Origin of the sequence: Olsenella uli, from assembly GCF_016899935.1 — a bacterium.
GTDB classification, from domain to species: domain Bacteria; phylum Actinomycetota; class Coriobacteriia; order Coriobacteriales; family Atopobiaceae; genus Thermophilibacter; species Thermophilibacter uli_B.
Genome location: NZ_JACJJK010000007.1, coordinates 51,698 through 73,380, shown reverse-complemented (window position 1 = coordinate 73,380; position 21,683 = coordinate 51,698). Strand labels below are relative to the sequence as shown.

Annotated in this window: 28 protein-coding genes; all 28 read left to right on the top strand. The window is 67.2% G+C overall.

Features of this window, described 5'->3' with window-relative positions; all coding sequences use genetic code 11:
• The first annotated feature begins 39 nt into the window (after positions 1 to 39).
• The 28 genes from H6A07_RS07610 to H6A07_RS07475 all read left to right on the top strand — a co-directional run bounded on the left by H6A07_RS07610 (position 40) and on the right by H6A07_RS07475 (position 21,650).
• Positions 40 to 1,377 carry an acetyl-CoA carboxylase biotin carboxylase subunit gene (locus tag H6A07_RS07610; RefSeq protein WP_204814332.1) on the top strand — a complete coding sequence of 446 codons (1,338 nt, stop codon included), beginning with the start codon at positions 40 to 42 and terminating at the stop codon, positions 1,375 to 1,377.
• Positions 1,370 to 3,091, top strand: coding sequence for an acetyl-CoA carboxylase, carboxyltransferase subunit beta (accD, locus tag H6A07_RS07605; protein WP_204814331.1), 1,722 nt, complete (start codon positions 1,370 to 1,372; stop codon positions 3,089 to 3,091). The genes H6A07_RS07610 and accD overlap by 8 nt, the downstream gene beginning before the upstream one ends.
• Positions 3,079 to 3,897 (top strand): DegV family protein, encoded by an 819-nt coding sequence (locus H6A07_RS07600; RefSeq protein ID WP_204814330.1) that lies wholly within the window; start codon positions 3,079 to 3,081, stop codon positions 3,895 to 3,897. The genes accD and H6A07_RS07600 overlap by 13 nt, the downstream gene beginning before the upstream one ends.
• Positions 3,898 to 4,111: 214 nt before the next feature.
• A complete protein-coding gene (locus H6A07_RS07595) occupies positions 4,112 to 5,227 on the top strand; it encodes a zinc ribbon domain-containing protein (protein WP_204814329.1) in 1,116 nt (371 codons plus the stop codon).
• Between the two features lie 338 nt (positions 5,228 to 5,565).
• Positions 5,566 to 6,648 (top strand): zinc-ribbon domain-containing protein, encoded by a 1,083-nt coding sequence (locus H6A07_RS07590; protein ID WP_204814328.1) that lies wholly within the window; start codon positions 5,566 to 5,568, stop codon positions 6,646 to 6,648.
• Positions 6,649 to 6,885: 237 nt separating this feature from the next.
• Complete coding sequence (gene rpsL, locus H6A07_RS07585; protein WP_075279247.1) at positions 6,886 to 7,257, top strand: 30S ribosomal protein S12; 372 nt, start codon at positions 6,886 to 6,888, stop codon at positions 7,255 to 7,257.
• 44 nt (positions 7,258 to 7,301) lie between these two features.
• Positions 7,302 to 7,778 carry a 30S ribosomal protein S7 gene (rpsG, locus tag H6A07_RS07580; protein ID WP_087227308.1) on the top strand — a complete coding sequence of 159 codons (477 nt, stop codon included), beginning with the start codon at positions 7,302 to 7,304 and terminating at the stop codon, positions 7,776 to 7,778.
• Between the two features lie 24 nt (positions 7,779 to 7,802).
• Positions 7,803 to 9,899, top strand: a complete 2,097-nt coding sequence (gene fusA / locus H6A07_RS07575; protein ID WP_204814327.1) for an elongation factor G — start codon at positions 7,803 to 7,805, stop codon at positions 9,897 to 9,899.
• Positions 9,900 to 9,938: 39 nt separating this feature from the next.
• Positions 9,939 to 10,247, top strand: a complete 309-nt coding sequence (gene rpsJ / locus H6A07_RS07570; protein ID WP_075575844.1) for a 30S ribosomal protein S10 — start codon at positions 9,939 to 9,941, stop codon at positions 10,245 to 10,247.
• Positions 10,248 to 10,462: 215 nt separating this feature from the next.
• The gene (locus H6A07_RS07565; protein WP_204814326.1) at positions 10,463 to 11,170 is read left to right on the top strand and encodes a LytR/AlgR family response regulator transcription factor; all 708 of its coding nucleotides are present in this window, start codon (positions 10,463 to 10,465) and stop codon (positions 11,168 to 11,170) included.
• Between the two features lie 6 nt (positions 11,171 to 11,176).
• Positions 11,177 to 12,070: a hypothetical protein gene (locus H6A07_RS07560; protein WP_204814325.1), complete on the top strand. Its 894-nt coding sequence runs from the start codon at positions 11,177 to 11,179 to the stop codon at positions 12,068 to 12,070.
• Positions 12,054 to 12,983 carry a GHKL domain-containing protein gene (locus H6A07_RS07555; protein WP_204814324.1) on the top strand — a complete coding sequence of 310 codons (930 nt, stop codon included), beginning with the start codon at positions 12,054 to 12,056 and terminating at the stop codon, positions 12,981 to 12,983. The genes H6A07_RS07560 and H6A07_RS07555 overlap by 17 nt, the downstream gene beginning before the upstream one ends.
• A 324-nt stretch (positions 12,984 to 13,307) precedes the next feature.
• Positions 13,308 to 13,907: a bifunctional phosphoserine phosphatase/homoserine phosphotransferase ThrH gene (thrH, locus tag H6A07_RS07550; protein WP_204814323.1), complete on the top strand. Its 600-nt coding sequence runs from the start codon at positions 13,308 to 13,310 to the stop codon at positions 13,905 to 13,907.
• Position 13,908: 1 nt separating this feature from the next.
• On the top strand, positions 13,909 to 14,511 hold the full coding sequence (locus H6A07_RS07545; protein ID WP_204814322.1) for a histidine phosphatase family protein: 603 nt from the start codon (positions 13,909 to 13,911) through the stop codon (positions 14,509 to 14,511).
• A gap of 257 nt (positions 14,512 to 14,768) precedes the next feature.
• Positions 14,769 to 15,389, top strand: coding sequence for a 50S ribosomal protein L3 (rplC, locus tag H6A07_RS07540; protein WP_204814321.1), 621 nt, complete (start codon positions 14,769 to 14,771; stop codon positions 15,387 to 15,389).
• 37 nt (positions 15,390 to 15,426) lie between these two features.
• Complete coding sequence (gene rplD / locus H6A07_RS07535; protein ID WP_204814320.1) at positions 15,427 to 16,053, top strand: 50S ribosomal protein L4; 627 nt, start codon at positions 15,427 to 15,429, stop codon at positions 16,051 to 16,053.
• Positions 16,053 to 16,355, top strand: coding sequence for a 50S ribosomal protein L23 (gene rplW, locus H6A07_RS07530; RefSeq protein ID WP_204814319.1), 303 nt, complete (start codon positions 16,053 to 16,055; stop codon positions 16,353 to 16,355). Before rplD ends, rplW begins: the two co-directional genes overlap by 1 nt.
• 134 nt (positions 16,356 to 16,489) lie before the next feature.
• Positions 16,490 to 17,326: a 50S ribosomal protein L2 gene (rplB, locus tag H6A07_RS07525; protein WP_204814318.1), complete on the top strand. Its 837-nt coding sequence runs from the start codon at positions 16,490 to 16,492 to the stop codon at positions 17,324 to 17,326.
• Positions 17,327 to 17,356: 30 nt separating this feature from the next.
• Positions 17,357 to 17,617 (top strand): 30S ribosomal protein S19, encoded by a 261-nt coding sequence (gene rpsS, locus H6A07_RS07520; RefSeq protein WP_087227318.1) that lies wholly within the window; start codon positions 17,357 to 17,359, stop codon positions 17,615 to 17,617.
• Positions 17,618 to 17,632: 15 nt separating this feature from the next.
• Positions 17,633 to 17,992 carry a 50S ribosomal protein L22 gene (rplV, locus tag H6A07_RS07515; protein WP_204814317.1) on the top strand — a complete coding sequence of 120 codons (360 nt, stop codon included), beginning with the start codon at positions 17,633 to 17,635 and terminating at the stop codon, positions 17,990 to 17,992.
• Between the two features lie 6 nt (positions 17,993 to 17,998).
• The gene (gene rpsC / locus H6A07_RS07510; protein WP_204814316.1) at positions 17,999 to 18,709 is read left to right on the top strand and encodes a 30S ribosomal protein S3; all 711 of its coding nucleotides are present in this window, start codon (positions 17,999 to 18,001) and stop codon (positions 18,707 to 18,709) included.
• A complete protein-coding gene (rplP, locus tag H6A07_RS07505; RefSeq protein ID WP_204814315.1) occupies positions 18,709 to 19,134 on the top strand; it encodes a 50S ribosomal protein L16 in 426 nt (141 codons plus the stop codon). Before rpsC ends, rplP begins: the two co-directional genes overlap by 1 nt.
• Before the next feature lie 3 nt (positions 19,135 to 19,137).
• Positions 19,138 to 19,353, top strand: a complete 216-nt coding sequence (gene rpmC / locus H6A07_RS07500; RefSeq protein WP_075575861.1) for a 50S ribosomal protein L29 — start codon at positions 19,138 to 19,140, stop codon at positions 19,351 to 19,353.
• A gap of 15 nt (positions 19,354 to 19,368) precedes the next feature.
• Positions 19,369 to 19,635: a 30S ribosomal protein S17 gene (rpsQ, locus tag H6A07_RS07495; protein ID WP_204814314.1), complete on the top strand. Its 267-nt coding sequence runs from the start codon at positions 19,369 to 19,371 to the stop codon at positions 19,633 to 19,635.
• Positions 19,636 to 19,711: 76 nt separating this feature from the next.
• On the top strand, positions 19,712 to 20,080 hold the full coding sequence (gene rplN / locus H6A07_RS07490) for a 50S ribosomal protein L14 (RefSeq protein ID WP_204814313.1): 369 nt from the start codon (positions 19,712 to 19,714) through the stop codon (positions 20,078 to 20,080).
• A gap of 13 nt (positions 20,081 to 20,093) precedes the next feature.
• Positions 20,094 to 20,411: a 50S ribosomal protein L24 gene (rplX, locus tag H6A07_RS07485; RefSeq protein WP_239471152.1), complete on the top strand. Its 318-nt coding sequence runs from the start codon at positions 20,094 to 20,096 to the stop codon at positions 20,409 to 20,411.
• 430 nt (positions 20,412 to 20,841) lie between these two features.
• The gene (gene rplE, locus H6A07_RS07480; RefSeq protein ID WP_075575865.1) at positions 20,842 to 21,399 is read left to right on the top strand and encodes a 50S ribosomal protein L5; all 558 of its coding nucleotides are present in this window, start codon (positions 20,842 to 20,844) and stop codon (positions 21,397 to 21,399) included.
• Between the two features lie 65 nt (positions 21,400 to 21,464).
• Entirely contained in the window at positions 21,465 to 21,650 is a 186-nt protein-coding gene (locus H6A07_RS07475) for a type Z 30S ribosomal protein S14 (protein WP_075279264.1), read from the top strand.
• Positions 21,651 to 21,683 lie beyond the last annotated feature (33 nt).

Genomic DNA, 21,683 nt, shown 5'->3' with positions numbered 1-21,683 from the left:
CACCGGCCGAGAAAAACGTCAAGACGCCGGGAGGCGACGATGTTCGACAAGATCCTCATTGCAAACCGCGGCGAGATCGCGGTCCGCGTGATCCGGGCCTGCAAGGAGATGGGCGTCAAGACCGTGGCCATCTACTCCACGGCCGACGCCGAGGCCCTGCACGTGGCCCTCGCCGACGAGGCCTACTGCATCGGCGGCCCGCGCCCGGCGGACAGCTACCTCAACGAGGACGCCATCATCACGGTGGCGCTGCAGTCCGGCGCCAAGGCCATCCACCCGGGCTACGGGTTCTTCTCGGAGAACTCGCACTTCGCCCGCGAGTGCCAGGAGTGCGGGCTCGTGTTCATCGGCCCCGACCCCGACGTCATCGACCGCATGGGCGACAAGGACGCCGCGCGCCGCACCGCGCGCGAGGCCGGCGTGCCCATCGTCCCGGGCTGCGACCTGCTCGCGAGCGCCGAGGAGGCCGAGCGCGAGGCCGCCCGGATCGGCTGCCCCGTGCTCATCAAGGCCCGCTCGGGCGGCGGCGGCCGCGGCATCCGCAAGGTCGAGGACCCCGCCGACGCCGGCAAGGCCTTCACCGAGGCGCACGCCGAGGCCGAGGCCGCCTTCGGCGACGGTGAGTGCTACATGGAGAAGTTCGTCTCGCCCGCGCACCACGTGGAGGTGCAGGTCCTGGCCGACGCCCACGGCAACGTGGTCTCCCTCGGCGAGCGCGAGTGCTCCGTGCAGCGCCGCAACCAGAAGCTCGTGGAGGAGAGCCCGGCGCCGTGCCTGGACGCGCACCCCGGCGTCCGCGAGCGCATGCACAAGGCCGCCCGCGACCTCACGCGCGCCGTGGGCTACGTGGGCGTGGGCACGATCGAGTTCCTCTTCGCCGACGACGGCAACTTCTACTTCATGGAGATGAACACGCGCCTGCAGGTGGAGCACCCGGTCACGGAGTTCGTGAGCGGCGTCGACCTCGTCAAGTGGCAGCTGCGCGTGGCGGCTGGCGCCGAGCTGCCCTTCTCGGCCGGCAACATCGACGCGACCGGCCATGCCATCGAGTGCCGCATCAACGCCGAGACCCCGGACTTCCTCCCGTCCTGCGGCGAGGTCACGATGCTGCACGTCCCCGGCGGCCCGCAGGTGCGCTTTGACTCCGCGCTCTACGTGGGCGCCGTCGTGCCGCCCTACTACGACTCGCTGCTCGGCAAGCTCATCGTCTGCTCGTCCACGCGCGAGGAGGCCATCCGCAAGATGCGCTCCGCCCTCGGCGAGCTGGTCGTGGAGGGCGTGGCCGAGAACAGCGAGCTGCACCTCGACATCCTCTCCAACCCCGAGTTCGTCTCCGGCAACTACCACACCAACCTGATGGAGCACCTCTATGAGTAAGCGCGAGAAGAGCGTCAACACGCTCGAGAGCCCGGTGACCGAGGTCGCCGCGGAGCTCCCCGAGCGCCACATCCTGGTCAAGTGCCCCGGGTGCCGTAGGGTGATCGACCAGTCCAAGTTTGCCGAGAACCTCGACGTGTGCCCGCGCTGTGGACGTCACCTGCGCGTCTCCGGGCGCAAGCGCATGCGTATGACGGTGGACGCCGGGACCTTCGAGGAATGGGACCGCGAGCTCGCCGCCACGGACTTCCTGGAGTTCCCCGGCTACGTGGAGAAGCTCGAGGCTGCGCGCGAGAAGAGCCACGAGAACGACGCCGTGGTCTGTGGCCGCGGGCGCGTGGGCGGCCACGACTGCGCCCTCTTCTTCATGAACGCCGACTTCATGATGGGCTCGATGGGCTCCGTGGTGGGCGAGAAGATCTGCCGCACGTTCGAGCGGGCCACCGAGCTCGGCCTGCCGGTCGTGGGCTTCACCGTCTCCGGCGGCGCCCGCATGCAGGAGGGCACGACCTCGCTCATGCAGATGGCCAAGGTCTCGGCGGCCGTGCGGCGCCACGGCGAGCGCGGCCTGCTCTACCTCACCGTGCTCACCGACCCCACCACCGGCGGCGTCACCGCGAGCTTTGCCATGGAGGGCGACGTCATCCTCGCCGAGCCCGGGGCCCTGGTGGCCTTTGCCGGCCCGCGCGTGATCGAGCAGACCACGCACAAGAAGCTGCCCGCCGGCTTCCAGCGCTCCGAGTTCCTGCTCGAGCACGGCTTCTGCGACCTCATCGTGGAGCGCCGCGACCTGGTGGCCACGATCTCCGAGCTGCTCGCCCTGCACGCGGGCGAGGTCCCGGCCGCCGGCGCGCCCCACGCGCTCGCGCACGAGGAGCCCCGACGCGGCCGCGGCGCGCGGCCCAAGCGCACGCCGGAGCCCGAGAGCGCCTACGACATCGTCAAGCTCACGCGCTCCACGGAGCGCGCCACGGCGCTGGAGCTGATCGAGCGCGGCTGGGACGGCTTCGTGGAGCTCCACGGCGACCGCCTCTACGCCGATGACGCCGCCGTTGTGGCGGGCATCGCCTGGAAGGGCGAGCGCGTCATGACCGTGATCGCCATCGAGCGCGGTAACACTACCAAGGAGCGCGTGCGCCGCAACTTTGGCATGGCGCACCCCGAGGGCTACCGCAAGGCCCTGCGCCTCATGCGCCAGGCCGAGAAGTTCGGCCGGCCCGTGGTCTGCCTCGTGGACACCTCCGGCGCCTACTGCGGCATCGGGGCCGAGGAGCGCGGCCAGGGCGAGGCCATCGCGACCAATCTCGTGGCGATGAGCGGCCTGCGCACGCCGATCGTGAGTGTGGTGGTGGGCGAGGGCGGCTCGGGCGGCGCGCTGGCGCTCGCCGTGGCCGACCGCGTCTACATGCTCGGCAGCGCTGCGTACTCCGTGGTGAGCCCCGAGGGCTGCGCGTCGATTCTCTGGAAGGACACCAAGCGCGCGGACGAGGCCGCCGCCGCCCTGCGCATCACGGCCGATGACCTCTCCAAGCTGGGCCTCATCGACGGCGTGGTGGCCGACCTCGGCCTCACGCACACCGAGCTCGCCCACGACCTCGTGCGCGAGGTGGAGCTCGCGCTCGACGAGCTCTCCGGCCTTACCGCCGACGAGCTCGTGGCGCGCCGCTACGACAAGTTCCGCGCGATGGGAGGCGACCGCACATGCTCGCTCTAGTCACCGACTCCACCTGCGGCCTCACCCGCAACGAGGCCGCCGAGCTCGGCGTCGACGTGCTGCCGATGGGCTACGCCGCCGGCGGCGTCCGCCACGCCGAGGGCTTCGTCGGCGAGAACGGCGACTACGCGCCGGCGCTTTCCGGCGGCGGCCTGGTGACCACCGAGGCCGTGCGCCCGTCCGCCTTCGAGCGCGCGTTCCGCCGTCACCTCGACGCCGGGAACAACGTGCTCTGCCTCACGATCTCCTCGCGGCTCTCCGGCGCGTTCCGCAGCGCCGAGCAGGCCGCCGAGGCCGTGGCCGACCCGCGCGTGACCGTCTTTGACTCCTGGGAGACCGCCGGCGCGCTCGAGTTTCTCGTCCGCCGGGCCCGCGCGCTCGCCAATGCCGGCGAGACGGTCGAGAAGATCGTGGCCGCGCTGACGGAGCTGCGCGCCTCCACGCGCATCGTCTTCTCCGTGCCCGACATGGCGGCCCTCTCCCGCAGCGGCCGGCTCGGCGCGATTCGCCGCGCGGTGGCGACCAAGCTCAACCGCTACCCGGTGATGGCCCTCAGCGAGGGCGGCATCGTCAAGCTCGCCGACGGCCGCGGCGCGCGCGGCATGGCGGCGGCGATGGCCGACCGCATCCCGGCGGGGACGACCGAGCTTTTGGTCTCGCACTTCGGCCCGCGCGGCGTCGAGGCCCGCGAGGTCCTGCTCGCCGCGCGCGAGCGCTTCCCGGAGGCCCACCTGCGCGTCAAGGACGGCGGCCCGGTGCTCGCCAAGCACCTCGGCGTCGGCGCCGTCGGCCTCTCCTGGGCGTAGCCGCCGCGAGCCACGCGTCCTTCTCGCCCGCCGTATTCATCCCGTCACCGAGGCGGAGCATCTGCGGAAAAATGGCCCCTTTGAGGCCCCTGTTTTCCGCGGATGCTCCGCCTCGGCGTTTGTGCGTCGCGGCGACCGCCCGCCGACGCCTCCGGTGCCGCCGGGGCGAGCGGCGCTATCGTGGTGCAAACGCATCGCGATAAGGGAGGCAACCATGTTCTGTCCTCGCTGCGGGTCCCGGCTCCCTGACGGAGCCAAGTTCTGCGCCTCCTGCGGGACGCAGCTCGGCGAGAAGAGCGTCGGCCCGGCGCCCGCCCCGGCTCCGGCCCCGCAGCCCAAGAGGCGCCGCCGCGCCCCCGTCGTCGCTGCGGTGATCGCCCTCGTCGCCCTTCTCGCCGGCGGCGGCGTCGCTGCCTGGTGGTTCCTCCTCCGCCCGAAGCCGGTGTACGTGTGCACGAAGTCGGAATATGTCCTGAAAACGTCCTCATCTGCCGGAATCGAGACCTTCATGGCGGGGGCTCTCGTGCCTTCCAGCGTTTGCTGCAACATCTACATTGTGCCCGGCCTCGATACGAGTAACGCGTTCAACTGGGAGAACGATTATTCCGAGCGCGGCGCCCTCATGTCGCGCACACAGACGTTTGCATTGATGGATGGCGCTCAGTCGGAGACGTATGGCTACGGCCTCGACGAGTGCGGCAACACCTCATCGCGCTCCATGGACGGCGTGAGCGTCGACATCACCTATGACGACCAGCAGAGGCCGGTCGTGGTTTCGGGCCTGGGCGGCGGCCGAACGACCTATTCCTACGGCGATGACGGGTCGTACTCCTACGTAACCGTCGACGAGGACGGCGGTGTGCTTGATAGGGCTCAGTTTGGCTCGGATGGCAAGATGGTGTCGCGGGTCACTTCATATGATTCCCCCGATGCGACGCTCGAGCTGAGCTATGAGGATGGGTTCCTCACGAATGCGTCCTGGGTGGGCAGCGACGGAACCGTTGAGGCTCAGGTCACGGGTACGCTGCGCAGAGACGGGCAGGGACGGGTCGCGGAGGTCGCGCTGTCCGCCAGTGGAGACACGAGCCGGGCGTCAATCTTCGGCCTGGACTACTACGACCGCATCTGCTTCGAGTACGACGAGAACGGCAACATCAGCAGGTGCTATGCCCCCTGGAAGAGCCCGGACGCGTGGCAGGTCTTCTCGGACGGCGACACCCCGGGCGTGCCGGACACGGAGAACGTCTACGACTACCGCCTTGAGTACGAGCGCATCGACAACCCCACGCCGCTCGTGCGCCTCTTGGGCGGGAAGAGCCTGCTGTCGTAGCCGGTCGGCGCCGCCCCTCGCCGCCGAGAGTGCATTTCGGCGGCGACAAGAACGCTCGCATGCAGCTTTTGCGTGCTGGTCTGTTCGTCGAGGCAAATCCGAGTGGTTGGCGAGGACAGATTGTGCGCACTCGCTCAGGTTATGCGCGCTGCCGAAGGTTATGCACTGCTTGTGTGCTTGCAAAACAGCAGGTAAATGATGTGGGGAGAAGAACGTGCCGTTGCGCCCGTGCGCATAACCTCCGACTATGCGCACAACCTCCGCTCGCCGACGTGGTCGACGTTGCCGGGGCAGCTGGGGCTATCGTGGTGCAAACGCATCGAATCAAGGAGGCAACCATGTTCTGTCCCCGCTGCGGGTCCCGGCTCCCCGACGGAGCCAAGTTCTGTGCCTCCTGCGGCGCGCGGCTCGGCGAGAAGAGTGCCGGCCCGGCGCCCGCCCCGGCTCCGGCCCCGCAGCCCAGGAAGCGCCGCCGCGCCCCCGTCGTCGCTGCGGTGATCGCCCTCGTCGCCCTTCTCGCCGGCGGCGGCGTCGCGGCTTGGTGGTTCCTCCTCCGCCCGGAGCCGGTGTACGTTCGTACCAGCTCGCAGCCGGTCTGGACCAACCCGCAGGCAATCGAAGACTCCGCATTGGGCGACGCGATGGCGACGAACATGGAGACGGCCGTAAGCGTCGCCCCCACTAGGACGACCTGGTCGCTAAAGGACCTGACCATCGAGCTCTCCGATCGCGGGGCAACACTGAGCGAGACAAACGGCGGCGGGGAGCGCACGACCTACAGCCTTGATGACAAAGGAAACGTGACCGGTGCGACCGGGGCGGCGGGCGAGTGGTCAGAGACAAACGTCTATGACGAGCAGGACCGCATCGTGAAGAGCACTTCCTCGGAGGGCAACTGGGCCGAGTACTCCTATACCGACGACGGTTCGTGCGCCATCGCGTACTTCGACGCGGACGGCACCAGAACGAGCGAGCTCAGCTATGACGCACGGGGCAACCGGACCTCCAACGTGTTCTACTGGAGGGGTGGAGGTATGTCCGGAAGCTACCAATACGAAGACGGGTTTCTGAGCCGCTACGTCCTCTACAACATGGACGGCTCCGCAGAGCTCGATACGACGTTCTCCCTTGAGCGCGACTCCCGGGGACGCGTGACCGCGATCTCCTCACCGGACGGCTCGTGGGGTTATGTCGACCCGCCCGATCTCTACTTTGACCGCGTCTGCCTCGAGTACGACGAGAACGGCTGCGTCTCGCGCATGTATGCGCCGTGGGCGAGCGCCGAGAAGAAGGAGGAGTTTCGCTCCCAGTACGGCGCCGTGCCCAACGAGGACAACGTCTTCGACCTCCACTATGAGTACCGGCGGATAGACGAACCGACCCCGCACGTCAGGTTTAAGAACCGGGGGAACAACGCCTAGGGCGAGCGCCGAGCGGGCGCGGCGCGACGGCGCGTCTCGGCGGCGTCACGGCCACCGGCCCTTCTCGCCGCGCGTGAACGCCTCGTGGAGAATGGATACGCCCGGGACCGTGGCGTTTTGACAACAGGCCCTCATGCGCGTAACGTTCATCGTCGCGTCAATCCGGGGCAGAGGTGCTGCTCGGCCCTTGAATACGAGTAAATGAGCACGTCGTCGATAGTACAGAAGGAGAGAGCTTTGCCTACTATCAACCAGCTGGTCCGCAAGGGCCGCATGAGCGTCAAGGCCAAGTCCAAGAACGCCGCCCTGCAGCACAACCCCCAGAAGCGCGGCGTCTGCACCCGCGTCTTCACCACCACCCCCAAGAAGCCGAACTCCGCCCTTCGTAAGGTCGCCCGTGTGCGCCTCGTGAACGGCATCGAGGTCACCGCCTACATCCCCGGCGAGGGCCACAACCTCCAGGAGCACTCCATCGTCCTCATCCGCGGCGGCCGCGTGCGCGACCTCCCCGGTGTCCGCTACAAGATCATCCGTGGCGCCTACGACTGCGCCGCCGTCCAGAACCGCCAGAAGGCGCGTTCCCGCTACGGCACCAAGCGCCCGAAGTAGCAAACGCCGCGTAACCGATCGCACATCACCGAAGGAGATACACCATGCCGCGTCGTGCAGCAGCCAAGAACCACCGTCGTGAGGTCCAGCCTGACGCCGTCTACAACAACCGTCTCGTGACCCAGCTCATCAACAAGGTCCTTCTCGACGGCAAGAAGTCCACCGCCGAGCGCATCGTCTACGGCGCCTTTGACATCGTGGCCGAGAAGAGCGGCGAGGACGCCCTCACCGTCTTCAAGAAGGCCATGGACAACGTCCGCCCGACCCTCGAGGTCAAGCCCAAGCGCGTGGGCGGCGCCACCTACCAGGTGCCGATGGAGGTCAACTCCCGTCGCGCCACCACCCTCGCCATCCGCTGGATTGTCAACTTCTCCCGCGCCCGCAAGGAGAAGACGATGGCCGAGCGCCTCGCCAACGAGATCCTCGACGCCTCCAACGGCGTCGGCGCCTCCATCAAGAAGCGTGAGGACCTCTTCAAGATGGCCGAGGCCAACCGCGCCTTCTCTCACTACCGCTTCTAGTCCGCGAGACCGAGGAGAAGCCACATGGCAAAGGTTAAGTACAAGCTCGAGGACCTCCGCAACATCGGCATCATGGCCCACATCGACGCCGGCAAGACCACCACGACGGAGCGCATCCTCTACTACACGGGCAAGACCCACAAGATCGGCGAGGTCCACGACGGCGCCGCCACCATGGACTGGATGGTCCAGGAGCAGGAGCGCGGCGTGACCATCACCTCCGCGGCCACCACGTGCTTCTGGAAGGACCACGTCATCCAGATCATCGACACCCCGGGTCACGTGGACTTCACGTCCGAGGTCGAGCGCTGCCTGCGCGTCCTCGACGGTGCCGTGGCGGTCTTCGACGCCGTCGCCGGCGTCCAGCCGCAGTCCGAGACCGTCTGGCGTCAGGCCACCACGTACGGCGTGCCCCGCATCGCCTTCATCAACAAGTACGACCGCGTGGGCGCCGACTTCTTCCACGCCATCGAGACCATGAAGGACCGCCTGCACGCCAACGCCGTGGCGGCCCAGATCCCGATGGGCGCCGAGTCCAACTTCTGGGGTCTCGTGGACCTGGTCACCATGACCGCCTGGGACTTCAAGGAGGACGCCAAGGGCATGATCTACCCCGAGCCCATGGACGCCATCCCCGACGAGTTCGTGGACCTCGCCCAGGAGAAGCGCGAGGAGCTGCTCGACGCCGCCTCCAACTTCTCCGACGAGATCATGGAGGCCGTGCTCGAGGAGGCCGAGATCGACGTCGACATGCTCAAGGCGGCCCTGCGCAAGGGCGTCATCGCCGGCGAGCTCAACCTCGTCTTCGTGGGCTCCGCCTACAAGAACAAGGGCATCCAGGAGCTCCTCGACGCCGTCGTGGACTACCTCCCGAGCCCGCTCGACGTCACCGAGATCGACGGCACCAACCTCAAGGGCGAGCCCGAGGTCCGTCATGCCGACCCGAAGGAGCCCTTCGCGGCCCTCGCCTTCAAGATCATGACCGACCCCTACGTCGGCAAGCTCACCTACATCCGCGTGTACTCCGGTCAGGCGGAGGCGGGCTCCTACGTCTACAACTCGGTCAAGGACAACCGCGAGCGCCTCGGCCGCATCCTCGAGATGAACGCCAACGAGCGCGTCGACCGCGACAACTGCTCCGCCGGTGACATCGTCGCCTGCGTCGGCCTCAAGAACACCACCACGGGCGAGACCCTCTGCGACGAGAAGCACCCGATCATCCTCGAGTCCATCGAGTTCGCGACGCCGGTCATCTCCGTCGCCGTGGAGCCCAAGACCAAGGCCGAGCAGGACAAGATGTCCGTGGGCCTGGCCAAGCTCGCCGAGGAGGACCCGACCTTCCAGGTCCACACCGACCACGAGACCGGTCAGACCATCATCTCCGGCATGGGCGAGCTGCACCTGGAGATCATCGTTGACCGTCTGCGCCGCGAGTTCAAGGTTGACGCCAACGTCGGCAAGCCGCAGGTCGCCTACCGCGAGACCGCTGGCAAGGCCGTCATGCACGCCGAGGGCAAGTTCGTCCGCCAGTCCGGCGGTCGCGGCCAGTACGGTCACGCGATCATCGACATGGAGCCCAACGAGGAGGGCAAGGGCTACGAGTTCGAGAACGCCATCGTCGGCGGCGTGATCCCGAAGGAGTACATCCCCTCCATCGACAAGGGCATCCAGGAGGCGCTCGAGAGTGGCGTCATCGCCGGCTACCCGGTCGTCGACATCAAGGTCAAGCTCATCGACGGCTCCTACCACGAGGTCGACTCCTCCGAGGCCGCCTTCAAGATCGCCGGCTCCATGGCGATCAAGGACGCCCTCAAGAAGTCCGACCCGATTCTCCTCGAGCCCGTCGAGCAGGTCGAGGTCGAGACGCCCGAGCAGTACATGGGCGACGTCATGGGCAACCTCTCCTCCCGCCGCGGCAAGATCGAGGGCATGGAGGACCGTCGCGACACCAAGGTCATCAAGGCCAAGGTGCCGCTGGGCGAGATGTTCGGCTACGCCACCGACCTCCGCTCCCAGACCCAGGGCCGTGCGAGCTACACCATGCAGTTCGACTCCTACGAGCCCGTCCCGAAGAACATTCGCGACGAGATCGTCGCCAAGAACGGCGGAAGCGCTTCCTAAGTCAACGACCACGAGCCCAAGCTCATTTGGAGGTACACAGTGTCAAGCCAGAAGATCAGGATTCGCCTCAAGGGCTACGACCACGAGGTCGTTGACCAGTCCGCGAAGCTCATCGTCGACACCGCTCAGAAGACCGGTGCCCGCGTGTCCGGCCCCATCCCCCTGCCCACCGAGCGCAATCTCTACACGGTCATCCGCTCGCCGCACAAGGACAAGGACTCCCGCGAGCAGTTCGAGATGCGCACCCACAAGCGCCTCATCGACATCCTCGACCCGGCTGCCGCCACGGTTGATTCGCTTATGCGCCTTGACCTCCCGGCCGGCGTGGACATCGAGATCAAGCTCTAAGTCCGCAGGGTTTTGAGCACAGGGGAGCCCCCGACCTTCCGATGGGAGGTCGGGGGCTCCTTGTGTGACGCGACTCCCGCTCGTGATGCCGTGGATGCCAATTATTACGTCAACCGCGCCAGATATGACGAGAAGGACCTCGAAGGCCGGTTCACCTGAAAAGCTTGGCGCCTGTTCTGGCTAAACTGAACCTGCGATTTCAGGCAGGGGGTCAGATGGGCTGCACCATTGTCATAGTCGACGACGTCGAGACGGAGGCGCACGAGCTCGAGCGACTGCTCCGACGGACCCCGGACGGCGTGGAGGCGCAGATCTCCACGTTCTTCTCGGCGGACGCCCTGGAGGCGCATCTGCGGGACAGCCCTGCGCCCGACGTGCTCTTTCTTGACGTGGTCCTGGATGGGGAGAACGGGATAGACCTCGTGGAGAGGCTTGGGGTCGACGTGTGCACCCAGGTCGTCTACGTGAGCGGGTACGACCAGTTCCATACGCGCGCCTATGCGACGAGGCACGCCAGCTTTCTCAAGAAGCCCCTCGACCAGGGGGACGTGAGCCTGGCGCTCGCTCAGGCGCTCCGACGCGCGAGCGCGCTCGCGGCGCCCCCGCTCATGCTGCGCCACGACCGCGTCACGGACATCGTCCGCCCCGAGGACATCCTCTACGTGGAGAGCGACCGACGCAACGTGATCGTTCACGCGCGTACGGCCTCGCATCGAGCCTACGCCAAGCTCTCGGACATCCTGGGGCAGCTCCCGCCCAACTTCGTGCGTTGCCATCAGAGCTATGCCGTCAACCTGGACTGCGTGATTCGCCTGGGGACGGACTCGGTCACGCTCGCGTCGGGGGAGACCGTCCCCGTGAGCCGCCGTTGGCGCTCCTCCGTGCGCGAGGCGCTGTTCGACCGGATTCGCGAGGGGTGCTAGCGTCCCTTGTCCGTCCCGATGTTCCAGAGCGTCTGCGTGTGCGGCGTGCTCGTCCCGATGCTGCTGGTGGCGTACGCGTTTCTCGACACCATCCTGACGCCCCGCTGGCCGCGCGTCCTGAGCGTGGTTCAGGTGGTGCTCGTGCTCCAGATGGTTCTGGTCGTGGGGGCGGCGCACACGAGGGTCACCTCGATCGTTGCGAGCGTGGCGCTTCCGGTCCTTCTCTATGCGGATGACCTGCGGGATCGCGTGCTCGCCGCGTCCCTGTTGCTCATTTCGGTGCGAGCGGCCGAGATGGTGGGCACCTCGGTATGGATGCTGCTCACGGGCGGCGCGGCGGCCCAGTCGGTCGCGGCGTCCTGGGCGAGCTATCCCGCGCATGTTGCGTCGTCGCTTCTCGCCGCGCTGGTCATGTCGCTCCTGCTTCGGGCGTTCGTGCGCCAGCTCGGCCCCGTGCGCGCTGGCCTGGGCGGACGCACGAGGACGCTCGTCGGGTTTCTTGGCACGCAGGCGGTGGCGCTTCTTGTCCTGGGCAACGCCATCCTGCGCGATGCGCCCGGCGAGGTCTCCCTGATCGCCGCTGCGACGGCTGTCTGCCTGCTGTGCGCCCTCGCCGACGTGGAGATGTTTCGCATGATGGGACGACTGCGCGTGCGCGAGGGGGAGCTGGCGCGGGCGCGCGAACTCGGCTTGGCCGTCAACGAGCTTGCCGATCGCGCCCGGCGTGAGATGGAGGCCCTGTCCGAGGCCGCAATGCTCCGCCATGACGTGCGCAACCATCTCCAGGTCCTGTGCACGCTCGTCGAGCGGGGGGACGAGGCCGAGGCGACCGGATACGCGCGCGGGCTGGTCCGGGCGTGGGGTCCTGGCGGGAGGGGCGACGGTGACCGGGGTGCATGAGCTCGCCGCCGGCGCCTCGCTCGTGGCTGGCATCGGTCTCGTATGCTTTGCGGTGCCGCTGTGGGTGGCGGCGCGCCCGCTCTCGATGCGGCGACGTCTGGCAAGCCTGCTCTGCCCGGCGAGCCAGGTGGCCGTCGTGGCCCTGGCCCATGCGGCGGTGCGCGCGGGGTCGATCTCGGACGGGAGCGCGCTGGTCGTGGCCTTCCTCGCGCTGGCCTGCGCCGTGCTCGACGTCATGGTCGTGCGGGCGTTCGTCGAGGCTGAGGGGGCGGACGCAGCGCGCCGGCGCGCTCGCGCGGCGGAGGAGCAGGTCGCGGCACAGCGCGAGCACCTGCGCACGTTGGCTCGGGCGCGGAACGAGGCGTCCGAGCTGCGAGAGCGCGCGGCGAGCCTGTTCGCGACCGTGGCGGACGCGCTGGAGCGGGGCGAGCGGGGGCGCGCGCTCGAGCTGCTGCGGGAGGGCGAGCCAGCCGCTGCCCCGGTACGGGTGCCCTGCGCGAACCCCGTCGCCGCGGCCCTGCTCTCCGCCAAGGCGACGCGTTGCGACGAGCTCGGCATCGCCTGGCGCTGCCGCTGCGAGCTGCCGGAGCGCCTCGGCCTCCCCAACGAGGAGCTCTGCGCCCTGCTCTCGAACCTGCTGGACAACGCGATCGAGGCGGCTCGCACGTGCGGGTGCGCGGACGCCTTCGTGCGCTCGGTCGTCCGGGTGAGCCACGGGTTCCTCTCCGTGCGCGTCGAGAACTCCTACGCCCCTGATGACATCGCGGAGGAAAAGCGACAGGGGGGGATGCTTCCGGAGCACGGCTGGGGGATGCGAATCGTGGAGTCGCTGGTGCGTGCGCGAGACGGCGAGCTCACGGTGAGCCGCGCGGACGGCGTCTGGTGCGCCCATGCGATCGTGCGTCTCGACTGAGAGCAGACGTTCCGGCGTCCGATCCTGCAAAACGGCCGCTCGTGTGATGGAGAGGCCGTTGCAGATGCAAAACCCTCCTTCGTGTGATAGAAAAAACGCCCAAAACGGACAATAGGTTCAATACTCTATGGACTCAACTGGGGCTTTGTCAGAGGGGTTCCGGCCGGGGGCCGGAAAACCTATCACACGAAGAAGGGTTTTGCCGTCCGGAGCGCCCGACCATCACACGAGCGGTCGTTTTGCAGAACGTCGGCATGTTTCGAAGCGGAAATCATCGCCGTGTATGATGGGCGTAAAAGCGCAGCGCCGAAGAAGGGACGTGCCATGAACATCGTCTGCCTCGACCTCGAGGGCGTGCTCGTGCCGGAGATTTGGATTGCGTTCTCCGAGGAGTCCGGCATCCCCGAGCTCTCGCGCACCACGCGCGACGAGCCGGACTACGACAAGCTCATGGCCTTCCGCATCGCCACGCTGCGCGAGCACGGGCTGGGCCTGCCCCAGATCCAGGACGTCATCGCGCGCATCGACCCGCTGCCCGGTGCGCGCGAGTTCCTGGACGCGCTGCGCGAGCGCACGCAGGTCGTGATTCTCTCCGACACCTTCGAGGAGTTCGCGCGTCCGCTCATGGCCAAGCTCGCCTGGCCCACGCTGCTGTGCAACTCGCTTGAGGTGGCGCCGGACGGCACCATCCTCCGTCACCGCATGCGCTGCGAGAACTCCAAGCTCACCACCGTCCGTGCGCTCCAGAGCTGCGGCCTCGAGACCATCGCCGCCGGGGACTCCTTCAACGACCTCGCCATGATCCGCGCGAGCAAGGCGGGGTTCCTCTTCCGCAGCACGCCTGCCATCCAGGCTGACAACCCCGATCTCCCGGCGTTCACCGAGTACGCCGACCTCCTCGACGCCATCACGGAGGCGCTCTAGCATGCCCACGCTCTACGTGCTCCGCCACGGACAGACTGAGTACAACCTGCAGCATCGCGTTCAGGGCCGCTGCGACTCGCCGCTCACGCCGCTCGGCGTGGAGCAGGCTCGCGCGGCGGCGCGCTGGATCGCGGCTCAGGGGGTGCGCTTCGACCGGATGTGCACCTCGCCGCTCGGGCGCGCCGTCGCAACGCTCGAGGTGGTGCGCGAGGAGCTGCAGGCGGCTGGCGAGACCGACCTGCCGCCGATAGAGCCGATGAACGGGCTGATGGAGCGCAGCTACGGCCCCTTCGAGGGCGGCCCGGCCGCCGACGTGCCGGCCGAGCTCTGGGACCCCGGCGAGACGCTCGTTCCGTACGGCGGGGAGGGGAGCGCCGCCCTGCGTGAGCGCGTCGTCGCGGCGATGACCGAGATCATGGACGCACCCGGCGTGGAGCGCGCGCTCGCGGTCTGCCACGGCTCGGCGACGCTGCAGTTCAAGAAGGCGTGGGAGCCCCTGGCGCGCTGCCCGCAGGACGTGCATCTCGGCAACTGCTGCGTCCTGGTCTACGACTACGATCCCGCCGCCCGCACCTTCGCCTGCGAGCGAATCGTGAACCAGTAGCTGCCGGCGGCCGTCCGCCCGGCCCGCCCTGCATGGATACGCCCGGGGGCGCGGAAAGCGCAGCCGCAGCTCAGCGCCCTCAAAATTTCTGTGGAGACATTGTGCAGCCAGTCCCGCGCGTGTAGACTAGACAGGCTGCTCAAAAGGGGAGAGCTGTGTCTCGACCCCAAGAGCCGCAGATACAGGACGTGGTCCGCTGGGGACGGGCGCAAGGGGCGCCCGACATAGCCCATGACCACCGAGGGTTAGGAAAGAGCATGGTCAGCACGATCCTTGGCCGCAAGCTTGGGATGACGCAGATCTGGGACGAGGACGACAACGTCGTGCCCGTCACCGTCATCCAGGCTGGCCCCTGCACCGTCTCGCAGGTCAAGACGAAGGCGACCGACGGCTACGACGCCGTCCAGATCGGCTTCGGAGACATCTCCGCCAAGCACGTCAACAAGCCCATGGCCGGCCACTTCAAGGCCGCCGGCGTCGAGCCGATGCGCTACCTGCGCGAGGTCCGCGTCGAGAACGGCGAGGAGCACAAGACGGGCGACGTCGTCACCGTCGCCGACTTCGCCGAGGTCAAGGCCGTCGACGTCATCGGCACCTCCAAGGGCAAGGGCTTCCAGGGCACCATCAAGCGCTGGAACTTCTCCCGCGGCCCCATGACCCACGGCTCCCGCAACCAGCGCAAGCCCGGCTCCATCGGCCAGTGCGCCTACCCCGCGCGCGTCCGCAAGGGCCTGCACATGTACGGCCACATGGGCGACGAGCGCGTGACGGTCAAGAACCTCAAGCTCGTCCGCATCGACGCCGAGCAGAACCTCATGCTCGTCAAGGGCGCTGTCCCCGGCGGCAAGAACGCTCTCGTCCAGATCCGCATGGCCTAAGTGCCAGGAAAACTCTTAGGCTAACAAGGAGGACAGAATGTCCAAGTACGCAATCAAGAACGCCGAGGGGGCTCAGGTCGCCGAGGCCGAGCTCGCCGATGGCGTCTTCGGCATCGAGCCGAACATCCCCGTCATCCACCAGGTCGTGACCTGCCAGGACAGCTGCGCCCGCCAGGGCACCCACGCCGTGAAGAACCGCCACGACGTGTCCGGCGGCGGCGCCAAGCCCTACCGCCAGAAGGGCACCGGCCGCGCCCGTCAGGGTTCCACGCGCGCCGCGCAGTGGACCGGCGGCGGCGTCGTCTTTGGCCCCACCCCGCGCACCCACAACAAGCGCATTAACAACAAGATGGTCAAGCTCGCCATGCGCTCCGTGCTCTCCGGCAAGGTCGCCGACCAGGAGCTCGTGCTCGTCGACGCGCTCTCCTTCGAGAAGCCGTCCACCAAGCAGGCCAAGGCCCTTCTCGCCGGCCTCGGCATCGGCGACAAGCGCGTGACCATCGTCGTCGCGGACGATGACGTGAACACCTACCTCTCGTTCCGCAACCTCGTCGGCGTCAGCGTCATCGGCGCCTCCGAGGCCACCACGCGCTCCCTGATCGACAACGGCGCGCTCGTCATGACCGCCGACATCGCGAAGCAGTTCGAGGAGGTGCTCGCATAATGAACTCCGCCTACGACGTCATCATTCGCCCGGTCGTCTCCGAGCGTTCCTTCGACCTCATCGAGCAGGGCAAGTACACCTTCGAGGTGGCCAAGTCCGCCCCCAAGGAGGAGATCGCCAGCGCCGTGGAGAAGCTCTTTGGCGTCCACGTGCTCAAGGTCAACACCATGAACGTCTCCGGCAAGAAGAAGCGCGTCCGCTACCAGACCCCCGGCACCACGCGCTCCTGGAAGAAGGCCGTCGTGACCCTCGCCGCCGGCGAGACGATCGAGATCTTCGGCAACCAGCAGGCCGCCGAGTAGCGCTTCCGCCCGGGCCTCGGACGGGGCTCGGGCAGCATGCCGCGCATGATGGATACGCGCGGTACCGTGGTAATCCGGTGTCGTCCGCCACTCCCTGAGCGGAACGGCCAACGGAAAAGAAGGGAAAGGTTTCAATGGCAGTCAAGCACCTCAAGCCCACGAGCGCCGGCAGGCGTTTCCAGACGGTCTCGGACTTCTCCGAGATCACCTGCACCAAGCCCGAGAAGTCGCTTCTCGAGCCCCTGCCCAAGAAGGCCGGCCGCAACAACAACGGCCGCATCACGACCCGCCACCAGGGCGGCGGCCACAAGCGCCAGTACCGCAAGATCGACTTCAAGCGCCGCAAGGACGACGTCCCTGCCAAGGTCGCCACGATCGAGTACGACCCCAACCGCTCCGCCCGCATCGCGCTGCTGCACTACGTCGACGGCGCCAAGGCCTACATCCTGTGCCCCGAGGGCCTGCACGTGGGCGACACCGTCATCTCCGGCACCAAGGACATCGACATCAAGCCGGGCAACTGCATGCCGCTCTCCGAGATTCCGGTCGGCACGCTCGTCCACGCCGTCGAGTTCCAGCCGGGCAAGGGCGCCGCTATGGCCCGCGCCGCCGGCACCTCCGTCCAGCTCATGGGCAAGGACAACGGCTACGCCGTCCTGCGCATGCCCTCCTCCGAGCTTCGCCGCGTCCTGCTCACCTGCCGCGCCACCATCGGCGAGGTCGGCAACGCCGAGCACTCCAACATCGTCGTCGGCAAGGCCGGCCGCAGCCGCTGGGCCGGCGTCCGCCCGACCGTCCGTGGTACCGTCATGAACCCGGTCGACCACCCGCATGGCGGCGGCGAGGGCAAGAACCACACCTCCGGTCGCCCGTCCGTGACGCCGTGGGGCAAGCCGACGAAGGGTTACAAGACGCGCGACCCGAAGAAGGCCTCCAACCGCCTGATCATCCGTCGCCGCAAGTCCAAGTAGTCGGAACACGAGTAGTAGGAGATAGAAAGCATGAGCAGAAGTCTCAAGAAGGGCCCGTTCGTGGAGACTCGCCTCCTCGCGCGTGTCGCCGCTCAGAACGAGGCCGGCACCAAGGAGGTCATCAAGACCTGGTCGCGCTCCTCGACCATCTTCCCCGAGATGGTCGGTCACACGATCGCCGTCCACGACGGCCGCAAGCACGTGCCCGTGTACGTCACCGAGTCCATGGTCGGGCACAAGCTGGGCGAGTTCGCCCCCACCCGCACGTTCCGTGGCCACAAGGCCAACTAGGGAGGTAGGAGCTAGATGCCTCAGAACAACACCAACGAGGTTCGCGCCACGGCCAAGTACGTGCGCATCGCGCCGCGCAAGGCCCGCGCCGTCGTCTCGCTGATCCGCAACCTCCCCGTCGAGAAGGCCCTCGAGGTCCTGCAGTTCTCGACCCGCGCCGCCTCCGTCGACGTGGCCAAGGTCCTGCGCTCCGCGATCGCCAACGCTGAGAACAACAACGGCATGCGCGGCGACAACCTCTACGTCAAGCTCGCCTACGTTGACGAGGGCCCCACCCTCAAGCGCATCCGTCCGCGCGCCAAGGGCTCCGCGTCGCGCATCAACAAGCGCATGAGCCACATCACCGTCGTCGTCGCTCCGCGAAAGGAGGCGTAAGCGAGCATGGGTCACAAGGTTCAGCCTACCGGCTTCCGTCTCGGCATCACCGAGGAGTGGCGTTCCCGCTGGTACGCCGATAAGAACTATGCCGAGACCCTCGGCAACGACCTCGCCGTCCGCTCCTACCTCGAGAAGCGCCTCGCCAAGGCCGCCCTCTCCCGCGTGGACATCGAGCGCGCCGGCGACAAGGTGAAGGTCACCATCTACACCGCCCGCCCGGGCATCGTGATCGGCAAGAAGGGCGCCGACATCGACGTCCTGCGCTCCGACCTCGAGAAGGTCGCCAAGGTCGGCAAGGGCATGGTCAACGTGGACGTCGTCGAGGTCAAGCGCCCCGAGCTCGACGCCAATTTGGTCGCCCAGTCGATCGCCGAGCAGCTCGAGCAGCGCGTCGCCTTCCGTCGCGCCATGCGCAAGGCCGTCCAGTCCGCCCGCAAGGCCGGCGCCAAGGGCATCCGCATCCAGTGCTCCGGCCGTCTCAACGGCGCGGAGATGGGCCGTCGCGAGTGGTACCGCGAGGGTCGCGTGCCCCTGCACACCCTGCGTGCCGTGATTGACTACGGCCAGTCCACCGCTCGCACCACCATGGGTGCCTGCGGCGTCAAGGTTTGGATCTACTTCGGCGAGAAGCTGCCCGGCCAGGCCACGCCCCGTCCGGCGCTCGAGGGCTCCTCGCGTCCTCGCCGCGGTCGCAATGAGAGGAGGGGCCGTTAATGCTCGCACCTAAGCGCGTTCTCCACCGCAAGGTCCAGCGTGGCTCCATGAAGGGTCACGCCAAGGGCAACACCGAGCTGCACTTTGGCTCCTACGGCATCCAGGCCCTCGAGGCGCACTGGATCACCAACCGTCAGATCGAGGCCTGCCGTGTCGCCATGACCCGCTACATGAAGCGTGGCGGCAAGGTCTGGATCACCATCTTCCCCGACAAGCCCATCACCAAGAAGCCCGCCGAGACCCGCATGGGCTCCGGCAAGGGCAACCCCGAGGAGTGGGTGGCCGTCGTCAAGCCGGGCCGCATCATGTTCGAGATCGACGGCGTGCCCGACGAGGTGGCTCGCGAGGCCCTGCGTCTTGCCCAGCACAAGCTGCCCATCAAGACCAAGATCGTCGCCCGCACCGACAAGGACGGGGAGGAATAGTCAATGAAGTACAAGGACATCCAGGCCATGAGCGACGACGAGCTCGCCAAGAAGCTGGAGGAGGGCCGCGCGGAGCTCTTCAACCTCCGCTTCCAGATGGCCACCAGCCAGCTCGACAACACGGCTCGCGTCAAGACCGTGAAGAAGGACATCGCGCGCGTCCTCACCGAGCAGCGCGCCCGTCAGATCGCCGCGGAGAAGTCCGCCGCCCAGAACTAACCAGGAGATATGACTATGGCTGAGACCGAGAAGAGGAACGCGCGCAAGGTCGTCACCGGGACGGTCGTCTCCATCTCTGGCGACAAGTCCATCACGGTGAAGATCGACTATCGCAAGCGTCACCCCAAGTACGGCAAGATGATGACCATCTCGAAGAAGCTCCACGCCCACGACGAGAAGAACGAGTGCGGCATCGGCGACCTCGTGACCGTCATGGAGTGCCGCCCGCTCTCCAAGACCAAGCGCTGGCGTCTCGTGGAGATCGTCGAGCGCGCCAAGTAAGTATCAGTGACGAGCTCCCCATGTGCGCCGCGCGTCCGGGCGCACCTCTGGGAGGCACACGTTCGGAGGAACACCAATGATTCAGATGGAGACCATGCTCAACGTCGCTGACAACAGCGGCGCGAAGCGCGTCAAGTGCGTCAAGGTCCTCGGTGGCTCCAAGCGTCGCTACGCGGGTCTTGCCGACGTCATCATCGGCGCCGTGCAGGAGGCCACGCCGGGCGGCTCGGTGAAGAAGGGCGACATCGTCCGCTGCGTCATCGTGCGCACCACCAAGGAGACCCGTCGCAAGGACGGCAGCTACATCAAGTTCGACCAGAACGCCTGCGTGCTGGTCGACAAGGAGGGCGAGCCCAAGGGCACCCGTATCTTCGGGCCCGTCGCTCGTGAGCTCCGCGACCACAAGTACATGAAGATCGTCTCGCTCGCGCCTGAGACGCTCTAGGGAGTGAGTGAATATGGCGAAGATGAACGTGAAGAAGGGCGACAAGGTCGTCGTCCTCTCCGGCAAGGACAAGGGCAAGGAGGGCCAGATCATCCGCGCCCTCCCCGCCGAGGGCAAGGTCGTCGTCGAGGGCGTCGCCGTCGTCAAGAAGGCCGTCCGCCCCAACGCCCAGAACCAGCAGGGCGGCTTCGTCGAGAAGGAGGCGGCGATCGACGTGTCCAACGTCATGCTCGTCTGCCCCAAGTGCGGCAAGCCCACCCGCGTCGGCCATGACGTGAACGACAAGGGCGACAAGGTCCGCGTCTGCAAGAAGTGCGGCGCCCAGTTCTAAGAGCCTGACCTGAGTGCCATCCGGGAGGCCCCCCGGTTCATCTCCGAGAAGTGCGCAACGCGGAACTTCTCTCCGATGAACCGGGGGCCTCTTCGTATAGACGCACGCGCTCGGGTTCGTTCTTCTCACCGCCCTGTCATTTGGCTCGTTGGGGAGAGAGTGCCGGATTTTAGCTTCGAGAAGCGGAATTCTGGCACTGGCGCCCCAACGAGCGGAGGCGGCGGGCGAGAAGAACGTGCGGTTTGTGCAGGAACGGTGCCGAGCAGTTCGTCGTTTCCTTTTGTGGAGAAAGGGCGTAATATGTTTCCTTGCGTCCGTAGGTGGGGAGGATTCTGCCTCGGCCGCGTGACAAGGCTCCCGGCCCCGCCAAGGCAGGGAGGCGCGAGGTTGGAAACCCCGCGCTGAGAACCCCAGGATCTAAGGAGTAGACATGGCAGACAAGTACGTCCCGCGCCTCAAGGAGCAGTATTTCGCCACCGTGCGTGACGAGCTCCAGAAGCAGTTTGGCTACAAGAACGTCAACCAGATCCCCAAGATCGAGAAGATCGTGGTGAACATGGGCGTCGGCGAGGCCGCCACGGACGCCAAGGCCATCGACGGCGCGGTCGCCGACCTGCGCGCCATCACCGGCCAGCAGCCGCTGATCACCCACGCCCGCAAGTCCATTGCCACCTTCCACCTGCGCGCCGGCATGCCGATCGGCGCCAAGGTCACCCTGCGCGGCGACCGCATGTGGGAGTTCTTCGACCGCCTCATCTCCATCGCCATCCCGCGCATCCGCGACTTCCGCGGCATCTCCCCGAAGAGCTTCGACGGCCGCGGCAACTTCTCGATGGGCGTCACCGAGCAGCTCATCTTCCCGGAGATCGACTTCGACAAGGTCGACCACACCCGCGGCATGGACATCACCATCGTGACCACCGCCCAGACTGACGAGGAGGGCAAGGCGCTTCTGTCCGCCTTCCACTTCCCGTTCAAGGCTGAGTAGGTCGAATACCAACAAGGGACGCCCCGCCCCGGCGGGGTGCCCGGGATTGCACTGAAGGAGGATTTGTGGCTAAGACATCGATGATCGTCAAGGCTCAGCGCGAGCCGAAGTTCTCGACGCGCAAGCAGAACCGTTGCCAGCGTTGTGGGCGCCCCCACTCCGTCTATCGCAAGTTCGGCCTCTGCCGCGTGTGCTTCCGCGAGCTTGCGAGCAAGGGCGAGCTTCCTGGCGTCCGCAAGGCGAGCTGGTAGGACGCGGGGCTCTGGCGCCCAGGCGCACGCGCC

Bases quoted from the DNA above. Each gene is read 5' to 3' on its own strand.
- fusA (WP_204814327.1), top strand. From the start codon at position 7,803: ATGGCAAAGGTTAAGTACAAGCTCGAGGACCTCCGCAACATCGGCATC.
- H6A07_RS07600 (WP_204814330.1), top strand. From the start codon at position 3,079: ATGCTCGCTCTAGTCACCGACTCCACCTGCGGCCTCACCCGCAACGAG.
- H6A07_RS07595 (WP_204814329.1), top strand. From the start codon at position 4,112: ATGTTCTGTCCTCGCTGCGGGTCCCGGCTCCCTGACGGAGCCAAGTTC.
- rplV (WP_204814317.1), top strand. From the start codon at position 17,633: ATGCCTCAGAACAACACCAACGAGGTTCGCGCCACGGCCAAGTACGTG.
- H6A07_RS07545 (WP_204814322.1), top strand. From the start codon at position 13,909: ATGCCCACGCTCTACGTGCTCCGCCACGGACAGACTGAGTACAACCTG.
- accD (WP_204814331.1), top strand. From the start codon at position 1,370: ATGAGTAAGCGCGAGAAGAGCGTCAACACGCTCGAGAGCCCGGTGACC.
- thrH (WP_204814323.1), top strand. From the start codon at position 13,308: ATGAACATCGTCTGCCTCGACCTCGAGGGCGTGCTCGTGCCGGAGATT.
- rpsQ (WP_204814314.1), top strand. From the start codon at position 19,369: ATGGCTGAGACCGAGAAGAGGAACGCGCGCAAGGTCGTCACCGGGACG.
- H6A07_RS07565 (WP_204814326.1), top strand. From the start codon at position 10,463: ATGGGCTGCACCATTGTCATAGTCGACGACGTCGAGACGGAGGCGCAC.
- rplN (WP_204814313.1), top strand. From the start codon at position 19,712: ATGATTCAGATGGAGACCATGCTCAACGTCGCTGACAACAGCGGCGCG.
- rpsS (WP_087227318.1), top strand. From the start codon at position 17,357: ATGAGCAGAAGTCTCAAGAAGGGCCCGTTCGTGGAGACTCGCCTCCTC.
- H6A07_RS07590 (WP_204814328.1), top strand. From the start codon at position 5,566: ATGTTCTGTCCCCGCTGCGGGTCCCGGCTCCCCGACGGAGCCAAGTTC.
- rplB (WP_204814318.1), top strand. From the start codon at position 16,490: ATGGCAGTCAAGCACCTCAAGCCCACGAGCGCCGGCAGGCGTTTCCAG.
- rplE (WP_075575865.1), top strand. From the start codon at position 20,842: ATGGCAGACAAGTACGTCCCGCGCCTCAAGGAGCAGTATTTCGCCACC.
- rplC (WP_204814321.1), top strand. From the start codon at position 14,769: ATGGTCAGCACGATCCTTGGCCGCAAGCTTGGGATGACGCAGATCTGG.
- rplW (WP_204814319.1), top strand. From the start codon at position 16,053: ATGAACTCCGCCTACGACGTCATCATTCGCCCGGTCGTCTCCGAGCGT.
- rpsC (WP_204814316.1), top strand. From the start codon at position 17,999: ATGGGTCACAAGGTTCAGCCTACCGGCTTCCGTCTCGGCATCACCGAG.
- rpmC (WP_075575861.1), top strand. From the start codon at position 19,138: ATGAAGTACAAGGACATCCAGGCCATGAGCGACGACGAGCTCGCCAAG.
- H6A07_RS07610 (WP_204814332.1), top strand. From the start codon at position 40: ATGTTCGACAAGATCCTCATTGCAAACCGCGGCGAGATCGCGGTCCGC.
- rplX (WP_239471152.1), top strand. From the start codon at position 20,094: ATGGCGAAGATGAACGTGAAGAAGGGCGACAAGGTCGTCGTCCTCTCC.
- rplD (WP_204814320.1), top strand. From the start codon at position 15,427: ATGTCCAAGTACGCAATCAAGAACGCCGAGGGGGCTCAGGTCGCCGAG.
- rplP (WP_204814315.1), top strand. From the start codon at position 18,709: ATGCTCGCACCTAAGCGCGTTCTCCACCGCAAGGTCCAGCGTGGCTCC.
- rpsG (WP_087227308.1), top strand. From the start codon at position 7,302: ATGCCGCGTCGTGCAGCAGCCAAGAACCACCGTCGTGAGGTCCAGCCT.